We start from the raw sequence: 14,475 nt of genomic DNA, 5'->3' as shown, positions 1-14,475 counted from the left end.
GATTTCATGGAAAAGAGGGCATGAATATGAGTATCACCATGATTTGGGCGATGGCTTCGAATGGTGTGATTGGTAAGAATAACGATATGCCCTGGCATTTGCCGCTGGATTTCGCTTATTTCAAAGCAGAGACACTCGGCAAAAGAATGCTGATGGGCCGTAAAACATGGGACTCTCTCGGCGGGAAGCCGCTTAAAGGCCGCACCAGCCTTATTCTGACCCGGGACCACAGCTTTGCGCCAGAAGGTGCGGAGGTTGTACACTCGTTGGAAGAAGCCCTGGCAGAAGGCCGTAAAGAGGATGAGCTGATGGTGATCGGCGGAGCTGAGATCTACAGCCTGATGCTGCCCCATGCAGATAAGCTGCTGGTCACGCGGATTTACGCGGATATTGCGGGCGATACGAAGTTTCCGGACGTCAACTGGAGCCAGTGGAACGAAATCTCAAGTACACAGGGGATTCGCAATGAACAGAATCCTTATGATTACCGTTTTTTTGTATATGAACGCAGGGAGTAACGAAAAAGCGTTTTCTCTGACACAAGATGTGAAATAGTACAAATAATCAGCAGATTAATCCATTACAGTGTGAAAGTATTGAATGCTACTATAATTAAAATTAGAAATGATATTTCACTAGGTAGTATAAAATATGCAGGTTCTTCACCTACGCTGCATTAGATATATTTCTGCCGCAGGTATGTTATAGTGTACTATACATCAACACGAAGAGAACGGATGGGGGAAACGTAAATATGTCTACACCTACTGGATTTATGGAGTATAAGCGCCAGCTCCCAGGGGACCGGGATCCCGAGCAGCGCATCAAGGATTGGGAAGAGTTCCATGAGCATCTGACCGAGGACGAGCTTCGGACCCAGGGTGCCCGCTGTATGGATTGTGGAACACCTTATTGCCATACCGGCATAGATATGAGCGGCGGTACCTCGGGCTGTCCGGTGCATAATCTTATTCCGGAATGGAATAATCTTGTCTACCGGGGATTGTGGAAGGAAGCGCTGGAACGTCTGCATAAGACGAATAATTTTCCGGAATTTACGGGCAGCATCTGTCCTGCACCCTGTGAGGGTTCATGTACCGTCGGCCTGATTGGCCAGCCTGTCACCATTAAGACCATTGAGCTGGCAATTGTAGACAAAGGCTTTGAAGAGGGTTGGGTGGTACCGAACCCTCCGGAGAAACGCACAGGCAAACGGGTTGCCATTGTCGGCTCCGGACCGGCAGGTCTGGCGGCAGCAGCTCAGCTGAACAAAGCTGGCCATACTGTGACGGTCTTTGAGCGCAGTGACCGCATCGGCGGCCTCCTGATGTATGGTATCCCTACCATGAAGCTGGACAAACGTGTCGTGCAGCGCCGTGTGGATCTGCTGGCAGCGGAAGGTATCCAGTTCGTAGTGAATACAGAAATCGGCAAGGATATTCCTGCACAGCAGCTGGTGGATGAATATGATGCCGTTGTACTCTGCGGCGGAGCGACCAAAGCCAGACGCTTCAATGTAGAAGGCAATGAGCTGAATGGCGTAATGTACGCTATGGATTACCTTAACGGTACGATTAAGAGCTATCTGAATTCCAATCTGGAGGATGGTAACTATGTATCGGCTGCCGGCAAGGATGTTATCGTACTTGGCGGCGGGGACACGGGTTCCGACTGCGTGGCTACCTCATTGCGTCACGGTTGTAGCAGCATTACACAGTTCGGTACGCATGATAAGGCGCCGCTGGAGCGCGATCCGATTGCTAACCCATGGCCGCAATTCCCTAATGTCTATACGCTGGATTATGCCCAGCAGGAAGCCAAGGCGGTCTTCGGTGAAGATCCGCGTGAATTCTCCATCATGACTACGAAGTTTGTAGGCGATGAAGAAGGCAACCTCAAGGAGCTGCACACCGTGCAAATCCGCCGTATGGTGGACGAGACCGGACGGAAGATTTACCAGCCGGTTCCGGGAACTGAGGCTGTCTATCCCGCTCAGCTTGCGCTGATCGCGATCGGCTTCGACGGACCGGAGCAGGATATTATTGAAGAGCTCAAGCTGGATACGGACCGCCGCAGTAATGTAAAGGCCCGTTACGGTAAGTTCAACACCAATGTGGATAAAGTATTCGCAGCCGGAGATATGCGCCGTGGACAGAGTCTGGTGGTCTGGGCGATCAACGAAGGCCGTGAAGCGGCACGTGAAGTGGATAGATATCTGATGGGTTCGACCGTACTCGTCTAGATAATAAGACAATGAGTTTTTAGCCTTAATATAATAAAATGCACAAAAAAGCCGTCATCCCAGCATTTGCTGAGTGACGGTTTTTTTGTGTGCTGCTATAGGACTGTAATCCGTGTGAACTAGTCCTCCAGCTTGAAGCGTTCGATCTTAAGCTGCAGTGCTGCGGCCATCTTGGACAGCTCGGTGGAGGAGGAGGAGATTTCCTCCATGGAGGCAAGCTGCTGCTCGGTAGCCGCTGTTACGCTCTGGAATGCATCTGAAGTCGAACGCGAGATGCCGGAAATTTCATGAACAGAAGCAGCAACCTCCTGCGCACCGGCAGACATTTGCTCGGTAATGGCCGAAATGTCATGCAGCTGGCTGTTGATTTTGGTCGTGGAGTGCTCAATACTGATAAACGCTTCCTTAGCTTCGGCTGTAACCTGAATGCCCAAATCTACATCTGCTGCAACTGTATGCCGGATGGCTTCATAGGTCTGATCAATCAGCCGGGTCATCTGCAGCAGGGTATCCTGGATATCTCCGGCGGTATTCTTCGATTGATCCGCCAGCTTCCGTACCTCAGTGGCAACTACAGCGAATCCTCTGCCATGTTCTCCGGCCCGTGCGGCTTCGATTCCGGCGTTCAGCGACAACAGGTTAGTCTGTACGGCAATGGCCGTAATCGCGCTGCTCATAGCCGAGACTTCGGTGTTCAGGCCGTTTAATTGGCCGATCAGCTCCGAAGAGTGGTGGGTGGAGGTACGGATGGCATCCATCTGCCGGCTGACCTGTTCGATCTTGAGGCTGCCGCTAAGCACGTCAGCTTCTGTATTGGCCGAAGAATCTACAATGGTGGCTGCAGCTTCGGCGATTTTTTGGATACCTGAGGACATTTCCTCCATCGCACGCGAAGTCTCAGCCATCGCTGAAGTCTGCGTTTCAGCACCTTCTGACGATTCCTGCACGAGTCCGGTCACATAAGCAGTAGCTTTGGAGTTCTCCTCAGTCGTGGCTGTAAGCTGCTGGCTTGAAGAGGCAAGCTGTGCCGAAGTGTCTGAAATATCAGAAACGATACCGCGCAGAGAACCTACCATCAGATTATAATTCTCCGCCAGCTGGCCGATTTCGTCCGACCGGTTAATGTGAATCTGTTCGTTCAGATACCCTTCGCTCACCCGCTGCGCGGAACGGTTCAGACTGCGGATCGGATTCGTGATGGAGCGGATAATCAGGAACAATAAGGTCATGCTGACGATCAGAGACAAGGCCAGTACAATTGCTCCTGTATTAATAATTGGCTGCGTCGCATCAGAGAATTCCTGGGTCGGAAGAATGCCGACAATCTTGAATCCGGTATTCGCATCGGTTGTATAGTAACCCCGCATATCCATGCCTGAATCCGGATTTGTATAGTCGAGATCTCCGCTTTCATTAACCAGCATCTCCACGACATAGTCTGCTACATCATCACCTGCAGCTTTTACGGGATGAGAGACGAACTTATGATTCCGGTCAACAATATAAAAATAGCCTGTTTCCCCTGGCGTGGTCTTGTTGATTTTCTCACTTAAGGCTTTCAGGTTGAGGCTGGTTGTAATCGCACCCTGGCCATCCTTCAGCGTTTCCGAGATAAAGAGCGTATAGTTGCCGGTTGTTGCTGAGACAAAAGGATCGATGATTGTGATTTTACCGGGATTCAGCAGGGTTGCTTTATACCAGTCTCTGGTGCGCGGATCATATTCCTGCTTCCCGGGATCGGGGGCTTTCATCCAGGCACCCTGATTATTGCCCACCGTTAGGATCTCCAGCTCGGGATGCGCCTTCATGAACAATTCAATCAGCGTACGCGTTTCCGGTGAATTTGCATCAATATCGGAAGAATTAATCTGCTGGCTTAGCAAATCTACATTTCGCATTGCGGCTGAAACATATTCGTTGATTGTACTTGCGACCAGATCCACACTGGAATGTGTGGCATCCTGCATTTTGATCTTCAATTGCTTGTTTGCACTGAAATAGGAGAAAGTACTTACGAGCAGGATGGGGATCACCAGCATAATACTGAATAGGATCATCATTTTTCTTTGCAGCGACCCTGACTTGGATTTTCGTTTAGAACGGTTGACGGATTTGGACATTGGAATGGTTCCCCCTCGGATACATGGAAATCGGCTTTTATATGTGAATGTAGCCGTTTCTTTGAATAACTCTACTCATATATTCGGTTTATCGACACAGTTTTTTCATATCTGAAGACTTATGGAAAAAATATTTAATTGCACTTCGCTTCAATCTATATGAAAGGGGATACATTTAACAAAAAGTAGTAGTTTATCCATTGGATGTTTATCAGTCAGGACTTGACGGTTGCCGAAATATCGTATAGATTAAGTACAATATTTATAGTGTACAAAGCGTTGACCAAGGATCTATGTTTCCGTACCCGCCAGAACAGAGAGGGGATTCACCGGCTGAAAGGTCCCTCAAGTGCGCGTGAAGCATACCCTGCCTTGGAAGCTGCAGCTTATGGGAATATGCATAATGCTGCCGGCCCCGGCCGTTATCCGGATTTAAGGATCGCCAGGCTCTCTGTACGGCGGTTGAACCAGGGTGGTAACACGACGCATTCGTCCCTGACGGATGCGTCTTTTTTGCGTCCTTTTGGAGTTATTAAGCTGGGCACTAAAAATATTTATCGAAAGAAAGAGGCTGATCACTATGCGCCAAACCAATCTATTTGTCACAACTCTCCGCGAAGCCCCTGCTGAAGCAGAAACGATGAGCCACCAGCTGCTGCTGCGCGCCGGATATATCCGCCAGCTGGCGGCAGGAGTGTATACATATATGCCGCTGGGGCGGAGGGTACTCCGCAAGATTGAGAACATTGTCAGGGAAGAGATGGATGCCTCCGGAGCGCAAGAGCTGCTTATGCCTTCTCTGCAGCCCGCAGAGCTCTGGAAAGAATCGTACCGATATGATGTGTACGGTAAGGAGCTTATGAAGCTGCAGGACCGTCATGAACGGGAATTTGTGCTGGGACCTACCCATGAAGAGGTAGTGACGGCACTTGTAAGGGATGAAATTAATTCCTACCGCCGCCTTCCCCTCACGGTGTATCAGATTCAGACGAAGTTCCGCGATGAACGACGTCCGCGTTCAGGGCTGCTGCGGGGCAGGGAGTTCCTTATGAAGGATGCCTACTCTTTTGACACAGGCTGGGAAGGTCTCGATATGAACTATGAGCAGATGTACAATGCCTACGGGCGGATATTTAACCGCTGCGGTCTGACCTACCGGGCAGTGCAGGCCAATGCTGGAGCTATCGGCGGAAAGGGCCAGAATCACGAATTTATGGCTCTGTCAGAGATTGGGGAGGATACGGTTGCAGTCTGTTCCATCTGCGATTATGCCGCAAATCTGGAGCAGGCTGAAGTACGCGGCGGAGCAGCATTCGAGGAGCGGGATTACAGCGGCATTCCTGTTCCTGTAAAGTTCCACACGCCTAATCAGAAGACGATCCAGCAGCTGGAGCAGGAGAGCCGGATTAAACCGCAGGATATTATCAAGACGCTGATCTACACCGGCGGCGGTAAGACCTTTGCTGTATTAGTCAGGGGAGATCATGAGGTTAACGAGCTCAAAGTGCAGAAATATCTGGGCTGCGGTGAAATCGCATTGGCTGAGTATGATAGTGTGCAGGCGGCGGCCGGAGTTGAGAGCGGCTTTGTCGGTCCGGCCGGATTGTCTTTAACCATCCTGGTTGACGCAGCCGTTGCCGGCATGACAGAGGCGGTCACGGGTGCCGGTGAAAAAGATTACCATCTGCGTGGCGTAGTACCTGGCCGCGATTTCACGCTTGCGCATGTTGGGGATTTCCGCAACGCTGCTGCAGGTGATATCTGTCCGGAGTGTGGCGAAGGGAAGCTGGTGTTTCATCAGGGGATTGAGATAGGGCATGTCTTCAAGCTCGGCACAGTCTATAGTGAGAAGCTTGGTGCGACCTTCTTAGATACGGCCGGGCGGAGCCAGCCTATGGTGATGGGCTGCTATGGTATCGGCATTTCGCGGCTCCTGTCATCAGTCGCAGAGCAGAATCATGATGACCAGGGGCTGATCTGGCAGGCGGCCATTGCTCCTTATACGGTTCATATTCTGCTGATGTCCGTGAAGGATGAGGGGCAGCGTGAGGTTGCTGAAGCCTTGTACGCACAGCTCACCGCCATCGGCATTGAGACGCTGCTGGATGACCGGGATGAGCGGGCCGGGGTCAAGTTCAAAGATTCCGGGCTGATCGGTATTCCGGTAGCTCTGGTCGTGGGCAAGGGGGCAGCAGAGCAGAAGGTCGAATATATGGACCGCAGAGCCGGGACCAAAGAAGTGATTGATATCAGTGAGGCTGTGGCGCGGGTGAGTCGGATCTAAGGTTACTTGAGCGGGACATGGTACAAAGGCCGATTAAGGTTTCAATGGAACCTAATCGGCCTGCTGTATCTATCCAATATAAACATCTACCTCTGTACTCCGAAACGCAGCAGGCAGTTCTTCCATAAGCGGATGGGCATTTTCAAAGTAATATTCTTTATCGGTATCCTTTGATATAAAATCCTGCACGAAATACAACATTTCCCTCATAAAATCGGCCACAATGTAAAAATGTTGTATGGAATGCAGCAATTCTCAGGCATTATGTGTCTAATCGGAACAATTCTTGTATTTTGTACAACAATCCGCCTGCACGTCTGGGTATTTACGAATCAGAGCTGCACAACGTACAACATTTTAAATAACTCCGTTTGATTACCCGTAACAAAAACTGCGTCTTTTTAAGGCAACCAGATCGGCATATAAGCCAATGAAGATATAACACCTGATATATATTTATTTCTTCATAGAATTCCTCCGGCAAAAAAATGAATACCCAGCAGCCGCGAATAAATAGTGCGAAATGACATATTTAGGTGTATCTATTGGAATTAGAAAATATTTATTGAACTGGGACTCAACCTGTGAGCTATAACCGCTAATTCCGCGAGTCTGAACTCAGTCTTCAAGTCAATACGTTAAAAAGTGGTGAAGTAATGCTATAATAGACTACTGGACGTATTTTGGAAGAACCATGGGTAAGGAGCGATTATTTTTGAAGACACTCATTATTGCGGAAAAACCGGACATGGGGCGGAATATCGCCGCCGCAATAGAACCGAAGGCCAAAAATTACCGTTCCTATCTGGAAGGGGAGCAGTACATTATCACCTGGGCGATCGGGCATCTGATTGGCCTGGCGGAGCCGGAAGCTTACGACAACAAATATAAAAAGTGGAACATTAATGATCTGCCGATCATTCCGGAGCAGTTCAAGCTGGTGCCGAATGCGCGGACGCTGGATCAGCTGAAGGTGATCGGAGAGCTGGCGAAGCGCAGCGACCTGCTGGTCAATTCCTGTGATGCCGGGCGCGAAGGGCAGCATATTTTCTCGCTAATCCAGCGCCATCTGGAGCTCAGCCAGCCGGTCAAGCGGCTGTGGATTTCTGACCTGACACCGGAAACGATCCGCAAAGGGTTCCAGGAGCTGAAGGACGGATCGGAATACGAGAATCTGACCAAGGCGGCAAGGGCACGCAGTGAAGCGGATTGGCTGATCGGGATGAACGGTTCGCGGGCGTTTACGACCAAGCACAATGTGCTGCTGTCTGTAGGTCGGGTGCAGACTCCCGTGCTTGCGCTGATTTATGACCGTCAGAAGACAATTGAGGCGTTCTCCTCGCTGAAGTTTTTTGAGGTGGAGGGGCATTTCAGCCAGAACGAACTGAACTACAAGGGAATGTGGCAGGGGGACCGGCTCACTGATGGAGCCAAGGCAGAAGCTCTTGCAGCCAAAGTGAAGGGCAAGCCTGCCAGAATTGAATCGTATGAGGTTAAGGAAACCAAGGAATATCCGAACAAGCTGTATGATTTGACGCTGCTGCAGCGTGAGGCGAACGGGAAATATGCATTTTCGGCCAAAAAAACGCTGGATATTGCCCAGGCGCTCTATGAAAAACACAAAGTGATTTCTTATCCGCGTACTAACTCCAACTATGTGACGGAGCAGAACATCCCGGAGATGCACAAGACGCTGTCGGCGCTGCAAGGTACGCAGTACGATGAATGGGTGAAGGGTGCCAACCGCAACCTGGTCCATAAAGGCAATAAGTTTATCTGTAACCCGTCCAAGGTTGAGGATCACCATGCCATTCTGCCGACGAACCGCAAGGCGAACGGACTGAGCGCGGATGAGGCCAAGCTGTACGACCTGATCGTCCGCCGGTTCCTCTCCCAGTTCTATCCGGCTGCTGAATACAAGGTGCATACTGTAATCACCGAAGTGGAGAATGAGAAGTTCAAAACCACGGTCAAGGAGCTGCTCAGCCTGGGCTGGAAGGTGATTTACGGAGACCAGAAGAAGGACAAGTCCAAACCGGCCAAGGGCAAAGGCAAGGAGGATGAGGAGGACGAGGAGGTTGAGGTGAACGAGCCGTTCTCGATCTCAACAACGGATGAGGTGGTCTGCAGTGACGCCATCGTTAAGGAGAAGGATACCCAGCCGCCGAAGCATTACACGGAAGGGACTTTGCTGAAGGCGATGGAAAGCGCAGGCAAGCAGATTGAGGATGAGGAGCTCCGCGATGCCATGAAGGATTCGGGGCTCGGCACTCCGGCGACACGAGCAGCAACCATTGAGCGGCTGAAGAATGTCGGCTACGTGGAGATGCAGGGTAAAAAAATCGCCATCACCCAAAAGGGCCGGACGGCGATTGAGCTGATCCGCGGAGCAGGCGTCGAGCTGCTGACTTCGCCGGAAATGACCGGCCAGTGGGAGCGCCGCCTGAATGAAATCGCCCGCGGCACAGCCGCGGACGGCCAGTTCATGGAGAACGTCAAACGTTTCGCCTCCATGATCGTGGACAAGGTCCGGGTGCAGTCCCGTGCAGCCAAAACCTCCTTCGAAGGCGAAACCCCTTCGCTGAACGCCGGAGCCAAAGGACGCAGTGCGGGAGCTGCGCCGCGCAAAGCTGCGGACCGCAAAGCCGCCGACAAACCGGCTGTGGTAAGAAAACGCAGCGAGCCGGCTGCCGCGAAAGCAGATGATTCCGGGCCGAAGATAATCGGCAGCTGCCCGCGGCCCGGCTGTGGCGGGATGATCTTCATGGGCCGCAAGGGCTACGGCTGCTCCCATTACAAGGAAGGCTGCAAATTCGTGATCTGGAAAGAAAATCACGGCCGCACGCTCACCGACGCCCAGGTAAAAGCATTGATCGAGAAGGGCAAGACCGGCAAGCTGAAGCTGGCTGCCGAAGACGGCTCTCCGCTGGAAGGCAAGCTGGTGCTGACCAACATGGATACAGGACAGCTGGCTGTGGAATAATTCATTAATGAAAAAAGCGCCCCGGCCAGTTTTTCCCGGCCGGGGCGCTTTTTTATATGCTTTTATAGGCTGTGAAGTTACTTAGCTCCTTGTAGTGCGCTGTCAATCGCAGCGCTTAAGCCTTCATAAGAGGAGTCCGGCAGCAGAACACCGTTCACCATGAACTTCGGCGTGCCGTTTACACCGTAAGCGCCGGCGATCTTGAAGTCTTCTTTTACATCGAACATATAAGTATGGTTCTTGACGTCCTGCTCGAACTGTCCGTAATCGATGCCTTCGATGTTATCCTTAACGAATTTCAGGATGAACTTCTGCGTAGCCCAGATCTTGCTCTCATCCCCCTGATTGGCATAGAGCTTGTGGACATATTCCCAGAACTTCTCATTGCTCTGCTTGTATATGGCTTCACCTGCACTGGCGGCAAGATAGGAGTCCCGATCAATGAAGGCAAAGTTCATGAAGTAGAACTGTGCTTTTCCGGTATCCACGTAATCATTGATGAACGTATCCAGATAGGTTGCGGTCCATTTTTTGCAGGCTGGACATTTGAAATCGGCAAACTCAATGACCTTCACCTTAGCATCTTCCTTGCCCAGATGAGGCTGTTTCTCATATTTCAGCCCGTCAACAACGATTGTTCCCTTCACATCTGTGTAATTGGGCAGGCCCTCTAGTTCGGCTGAACCGGATGATTTGCTGCCTGTAGTGATGAAGAACAGTAAAACCACCAAAAGAACCACAATGACTGCAAGCAACATGGGGAGCAGACGTTTGTTACCCGTGGAATTCTTGGAATTCTTAGATTTCATAGGTTTGTTCATTGCCTACCTCCTGCGCGGGATGAAAATCTACTCAAATAGTATAATCATACCCGCAGCAGGCTGCATATGTCATTTGTAACACCAGTTACCCGTGATGCTTGCGCAGAGCAGCCGAACGGATCACCGGCGGTACCTCATGAATTGCTGAAATGGTCATGACCGACTGCTGCATTTCACGCTGAAGCTCAATCAGGTTGTAGAGCCACTCATTCTGCTGCTTCAGATAGATGCTGTTAATGCCGGCAGTCAGCGCGGGAAGCACGTCCGTCCGCAGGGAGTTGCCGATCATCCAGGTTATTTTGCGGTCGAAATTGTAAGTGGTCAGGATATTCTCAAGCGCCTCCACATTCTTATGCTGGCGGATGTAGATCCGGTCATCGAAGTAGGCGTCCAGCTTCATTTGGGCGATTTTGCGCTGCTGGATGGAATCATCTCCGCCGGTGTATAGGTACAGGGAATGACCATCCTGCTTCAAGGTATCAAGGGTTTCCACCATACCCGGGTAGGCTTCAACCTCCTGATCATATACGCTCAGGCCGAGCTTCATCAGCTGCTGCTCCTCGAACGGATCGGTCTTGCGGTTAAATTTGGCGGCAAAATATCGGTATGTGGCAATCAGGGATTTCGGGAAATTATCGCTGGCCAGTCCGCTGGTGCTGACTGTTTCCACATCGATTTCTACCTGCTTGGTGCGGAACTCGCTCATGGTTGGTCCGTAATCACTGAACCAGTCCGACATAAGCTCGAAATACCGGCCTAGAATGAGGTCAAAATATTTGTTGCAGTGCACCAGGGTGTCGTCCAGATCGAAGATTACTTGTTGTGTCAAATATTTCATACTGCTCACTCCTAAATGTTTTGTGAGGAATCCTTCTATGATGTGCGCTTCGAACAAAACCTGCTCCGGAAGCATCCGCCTGGTTGTGTAAGTAAATACGCCTCTGCTGTAAATGTACAATTATTATATACGAATATAGGACTCCAGAAACATCTGAAGTTCAGCTGCGCCATCCGGCCGTATGCTGTAGCGTTCAGTGCCTTCACCGCGCAGATGTACGCGCAGCAGTCCGGCGACCCGCAGACTGAGCAGATGATGCATCAGCATCTCCCGCGACTGGTTCAGCTCGGATTGCATTTCCCAAAGGGTCTTGGGCTCACCCGCCACAAAGCGGAGCAGTCTCAGCCGGGTCGGGTCGGAGAGGGCCTGGGTTAACCGGAGCAGCACGGTAGGCGGCTCCTCTTCATTCTCGGAGGGTACATCGACCGGATATTGTACAAGCATCAGATTCTTATAGAAGCAATAAGTATTGATCGGCCGGTTATGTACCGTAGGAAGCAGCACAATGGTCTTCAGCTCAGGAATATCTTCAATAACAACACCGCCCGAGGCATATTCGATCAGCGGCACCATGTCCATTTTGCTCTCAAGCATTTTTTTCTCGGATGCGTCTTCAATCAGGAGCGGCAGGATTGTGTGTTCTACATGACGGAAATAATGCTCATACCACATCCGCAGCAGCGGGGTATAGCCGTTCTTGATCCGGGCACATTCCTCAAGTGAGAAGTTGTGGAAGAAGGGGGCGGTCCGCACCAGGCAATCCTCCACGGTAGAGGCTTCAAGCTCATTCAGGAACTGCAGTACTTTGGAAGCTTCCCCCCGGCTGTAAGCCCAGGCATAGAGCACATCATAGTCGTCAAAAGGCCACTCGGCAGCCTGCTTCAGCGCGGCCAGCTGCATAGGCGGGAACCGGCCGTCTACATCCCGAACCCAATCGGTGCCGATCTCCAGATTGGAAATCCATTTCTTCGTCACATATAGCATAAAACTGTCCAGCAGTTCATATACGGGTGAAACATCAATTTCGAGTTCATACTTCATCAAGCCGGGTCACCTCCAGAAAATCCGTCACTTCTATATATTATCTCTTGTTTTGAAGAGGGTTGTCCACTATAATGTTCGGTGTTTGCCGCTCTGACGGCAGTTTTGATCACCGCTGAATTACATAGGAGGATTTATTCGTGTCCGATTCCAAATCTATACCGCTTGAGCACAGCAGCAAAATGAATTATATGATTTTGATTACCGTAATTATATTGGCAGGACTTAGCCAGGGGATGCTGCTGCCGGTATTATCCATTCTGCTCGAGCAAAAGGGTGTATCCTCCTCACTGAACGGATTAAATGCCGCAGCGCTATACGTAGGATCCTTCGCAATGACCCTGATTGCAGAGCGGGTACTTGGCGCAATAGGCTTCAAGAAGCTCATTGCCGCAGGCCTCAGTCTGGTGCTGGTGACACTGCTCCTGTTCCCGCTGCTTCCCGGGGTCAAGGTCTGGTTCGTGCTCCGGCTGCTGGTAGGCATAGGTGATTCAGCCATTAACTACGCCGCTCAGCTATGGGTACTGCTGATGTCACCCGCCGAGCACCGCGGACGCAATCTGTCCCTGTATGGAATGTCCTACGGACTGGGCTTCAGCCTGGGACCGCTGGGCATCATCCTGCTGCGCTTCGGCCCGTCCGCGCCGTTTCTGATTACTGCCGGACTGTTTGTGCTTGTCCTGCTGCTCGTAACGGTCAAACTGCCGGATTCCCGTCCGGACCCGATAGACCATAGTGAAGGGCAGGCCAGACGGTTCGGACGAAGCTACAGGCTGGCCTGGTACGCTCTGATCCCGGCACTGCTGTACGGATATATGGAAGCGAGCCTGAACAGTAACTTCCCTGTATACGGACTGCGGATCGGCTTCAGTACGGATCAGATCGCTACGCTACTGCCGTTTGCCGGCATTGGCGGCCTGCTGCTGCAGCTGCCGCTTGGCATATGGAGCGACCGCTATGGCCGCAGAGCCATCCTGATTGCTTCGGGAGTAGGCGGAGGCCTTGCCTTCACACTGCTTCCGCTGGCCGGAGAGCATTTTCTGCTGAATCTGCTGCTCCTGATGATTGCCGGAGGCCTGGTAGGCTCCTTCTTCTCCCTTGGCCTGAGCTATGCCGCAGATATCCTGCCGCGCCATCTGCTTCCGGCGGCGAATGTTGTGTCTTCCTTCCATTATAGCCTCGGAAGTATCGCCGGACCCGGTGTCGGCGGGCTGCTGCTGCAATTCGGATGGGGTGGCAGTGTATTTGCAGTAATGGGTGGTTTATATATTCTCTTCGGACTGACAGGCTTATTATTCTCGCCACGGAAGATAATTTGAGGTAAGATAAGAACGAATGCTCGCATGGAATTTGATCCCGCTTTCAGAGTACACTATAGAGTAGAGTTGAAGACAGGAGAGGCTGAACTATGATTACAGTTGAACATTTGGCCAAAGCGGTCGGGGAAGATAAAGCACCAGTTCTGCAGGATATCGGATTTCAATTAGAACCGGGTGAATTTGTGGTTATTCTGGGAGCCAGCGGAAGCGGGAAATCGACACTTCTGAAATGCCTGGCGCTGCGCGAGAAATGGGATAGAGGGAATTTCCGGGTGGACGGCAGGGACATCATGAAGAGCCCTTTTGCCGGCAAACGCAAAATCCGCCGCGAATGGGCCTATCTGGAGCAGAATGCGGAGCTGAATCCGAACCGTACGGCACTGAAGAACGTGCTGATCGGACAAGCCTCACAGACACCTCTGTGGCGGATGGCTACAGGAATGGTCCGCTCTGATGATTATATGGGGGCGATGGACCAGCTTGATCTGCTGGGTCTGCTGGACAAAGCAAAGATGAAGACGAGCCACCTCAGCGGCGGTGAACGTCAGCGTGTGGCCATCGCCCGCGCATTGGTTCACGGTGCTAAGGTTATACTTGCCGATGAACCTGTTACCGGTCTGGACCCCAAGACTGCGGAGAATGTGCTTGAAACGCTCCGTAAGCTGTGCAAGGAAACCGGATTAACCGTGATTACTGTACTGCCGATTGAACTGGCGGAACGTTTCGCCAGCCGGTTATGGGTACTGGAAGACGGAAGAATCAAACATGATGTGAAGGGGCGCCGGCTGACCTCACAGGAGCGGCTGCATCTGTGAAGCGGCAAGGTG

General features: G+C 51.4%; 10 protein-coding genes. 6 read left to right on the top strand and 4 right to left on the bottom strand.

Features of this window, described 5'->3' with window-relative positions; all coding sequences use genetic code 11:
• The first annotated feature begins 26 nt into the window (after nt 1-26).
• Both GC101_RS02275 and GC101_RS02270 read left to right on the top strand, forming a co-directional pair.
• On the top strand, nt 27-518 hold the full coding sequence (locus tag GC101_RS02275; protein WP_171715940.1) for a dihydrofolate reductase: 492 nt from the start codon (nt 27-29) through the stop codon (nt 516-518).
• A 236-nt stretch (nt 519-754) separates the two neighbouring features.
• Nucleotides 755-2,242, top strand: a complete 1,488-nt coding sequence (locus GC101_RS02270) for a glutamate synthase subunit beta (protein ID WP_042137832.1) — start codon at nt 755-757, stop codon at nt 2,240-2,242.
• Nucleotides 2,243-2,361: 119 nt separating this feature from the next.
• On the opposite strand, the gene GC101_RS02265 is transcribed toward GC101_RS02270, so the two are convergent.
• A complete protein-coding gene (locus GC101_RS02265) occupies nt 2,362-4,362 on the bottom strand; it encodes a methyl-accepting chemotaxis protein (RefSeq protein WP_171715939.1) in 2,001 nt (666 codons plus the stop codon).
• Nucleotides 4,363-4,942: 580 nt separating this feature from the next.
• On the opposite strand from GC101_RS02265, the gene GC101_RS02260 reads away from it, so the two are divergent.
• Together GC101_RS02260 and GC101_RS02255 are read left to right on the top strand one after the other, a co-directional pair.
• Nucleotides 4,943-6,646 (top strand): proline--tRNA ligase, encoded by a 1,704-nt coding sequence (locus GC101_RS02260; RefSeq protein ID WP_171715938.1) that lies wholly within the window; start codon nt 4,943-4,945, stop codon nt 6,644-6,646.
• A 715-nt stretch (nt 6,647-7,361) separates the two neighbouring features.
• Nucleotides 7,362-9,629, top strand: a complete 2,268-nt coding sequence (locus GC101_RS02255; RefSeq protein ID WP_171715937.1) for a type IA DNA topoisomerase — start codon at nt 7,362-7,364, stop codon at nt 9,627-9,629.
• Between the two features lie 77 nt (nt 9,630-9,706).
• On the opposite strand, the gene GC101_RS02250 is transcribed toward GC101_RS02255, so the two are convergent.
• The 3 genes from GC101_RS02250 to GC101_RS02240 all read right to left on the bottom strand — a co-directional run bounded on the left by GC101_RS02250 (nt 9,707) and on the right by GC101_RS02240 (nt 12,329).
• Nucleotides 9,707-10,450, bottom strand: a complete 744-nt coding sequence (locus tag GC101_RS02250) for a DsbA family protein (protein ID WP_171715936.1) — start codon at nt 10,448-10,450, stop codon at nt 9,707-9,709.
• Nucleotides 10,451-10,535: 85 nt separating this feature from the next.
• Nucleotides 10,536-11,288 (bottom strand): HAD family hydrolase, encoded by a 753-nt coding sequence (locus GC101_RS02245; protein WP_042137820.1) that lies wholly within the window; start codon nt 11,286-11,288, stop codon nt 10,536-10,538.
• Nucleotides 11,289-11,411: 123 nt separating this feature from the next.
• Nucleotides 11,412-12,329 carry an ArsR/SmtB family transcription factor gene (locus GC101_RS02240; RefSeq protein ID WP_171716271.1) on the bottom strand — a complete coding sequence of 306 codons (918 nt, stop codon included), beginning with the start codon at nt 12,327-12,329 and terminating at the stop codon, nt 11,412-11,414.
• Nucleotides 12,330-12,511: 182 nt separating this feature from the next.
• On the opposite strand from GC101_RS02240, the gene GC101_RS02235 reads away from it, so the two are divergent.
• Entirely contained in the window at nt 12,512-13,648 is a 1,137-nt protein-coding gene (locus tag GC101_RS02235) for an MFS transporter (RefSeq protein WP_171716270.1), read from the top strand.
• Between the two features lie 89 nt (nt 13,649-13,737).
• Nucleotides 13,738-14,463: a phosphonate ABC transporter ATP-binding protein gene (locus GC101_RS02230; RefSeq protein WP_039299118.1), complete on the top strand. Its 726-nt coding sequence runs from the start codon at nt 13,738-13,740 to the stop codon at nt 14,461-14,463.
• Nucleotides 14,464-14,475 lie beyond the last annotated feature (12 nt).

It is taken from the genome of Paenibacillus phytohabitans, assembly GCF_013141775.1.
Taxonomy (GTDB): domain Bacteria; phylum Bacillota; class Bacilli; order Paenibacillales; family Paenibacillaceae; genus Paenibacillus_AQ; species Paenibacillus_AQ phytohabitans.
The sequence above is the reverse complement of the archived record's forward strand: the minus strand, read 5'-3'. Positions and strand labels throughout refer to the sequence as shown.

What these genes read in the sequence shown, in the direction of transcription:
- GC101_RS02250 (WP_171715936.1), bottom strand. Translation starts at nt 10,450, where the DNA reads ATGAACAAACCTATGAAATCTAAGAATTCCAAGAATTCCACGGGTAAC.
- GC101_RS02235 (WP_171716270.1), top strand. Translation starts at nt 12,512, where the DNA reads ATGAATTATATGATTTTGATTACCGTAATTATATTGGCAGGACTTAGC.
- GC101_RS02275 (WP_171715940.1), top strand. Translation starts at nt 27, where the DNA reads ATGAGTATCACCATGATTTGGGCGATGGCTTCGAATGGTGTGATTGGT.
- GC101_RS02245 (WP_042137820.1), bottom strand. Translation starts at nt 11,288, where the DNA reads ATGAAATATTTGACACAACAAGTAATCTTCGATCTGGACGACACCCTG.
- GC101_RS02265 (WP_171715939.1), bottom strand. Translation starts at nt 4,362, where the DNA reads ATGTCCAAATCCGTCAACCGTTCTAAACGAAAATCCAAGTCAGGGTCG.
- GC101_RS02230 (WP_039299118.1), top strand. Translation starts at nt 13,738, where the DNA reads ATGATTACAGTTGAACATTTGGCCAAAGCGGTCGGGGAAGATAAAGCA.
- GC101_RS02270 (WP_042137832.1), top strand. Translation starts at nt 755, where the DNA reads ATGTCTACACCTACTGGATTTATGGAGTATAAGCGCCAGCTCCCAGGG.
- GC101_RS02260 (WP_171715938.1), top strand. Translation starts at nt 4,943, where the DNA reads ATGCGCCAAACCAATCTATTTGTCACAACTCTCCGCGAAGCCCCTGCT.
- GC101_RS02240 (WP_171716271.1), bottom strand. Translation starts at nt 12,329, where the DNA reads ATGAAGTATGAACTCGAAATTGATGTTTCACCCGTATATGAACTGCTG.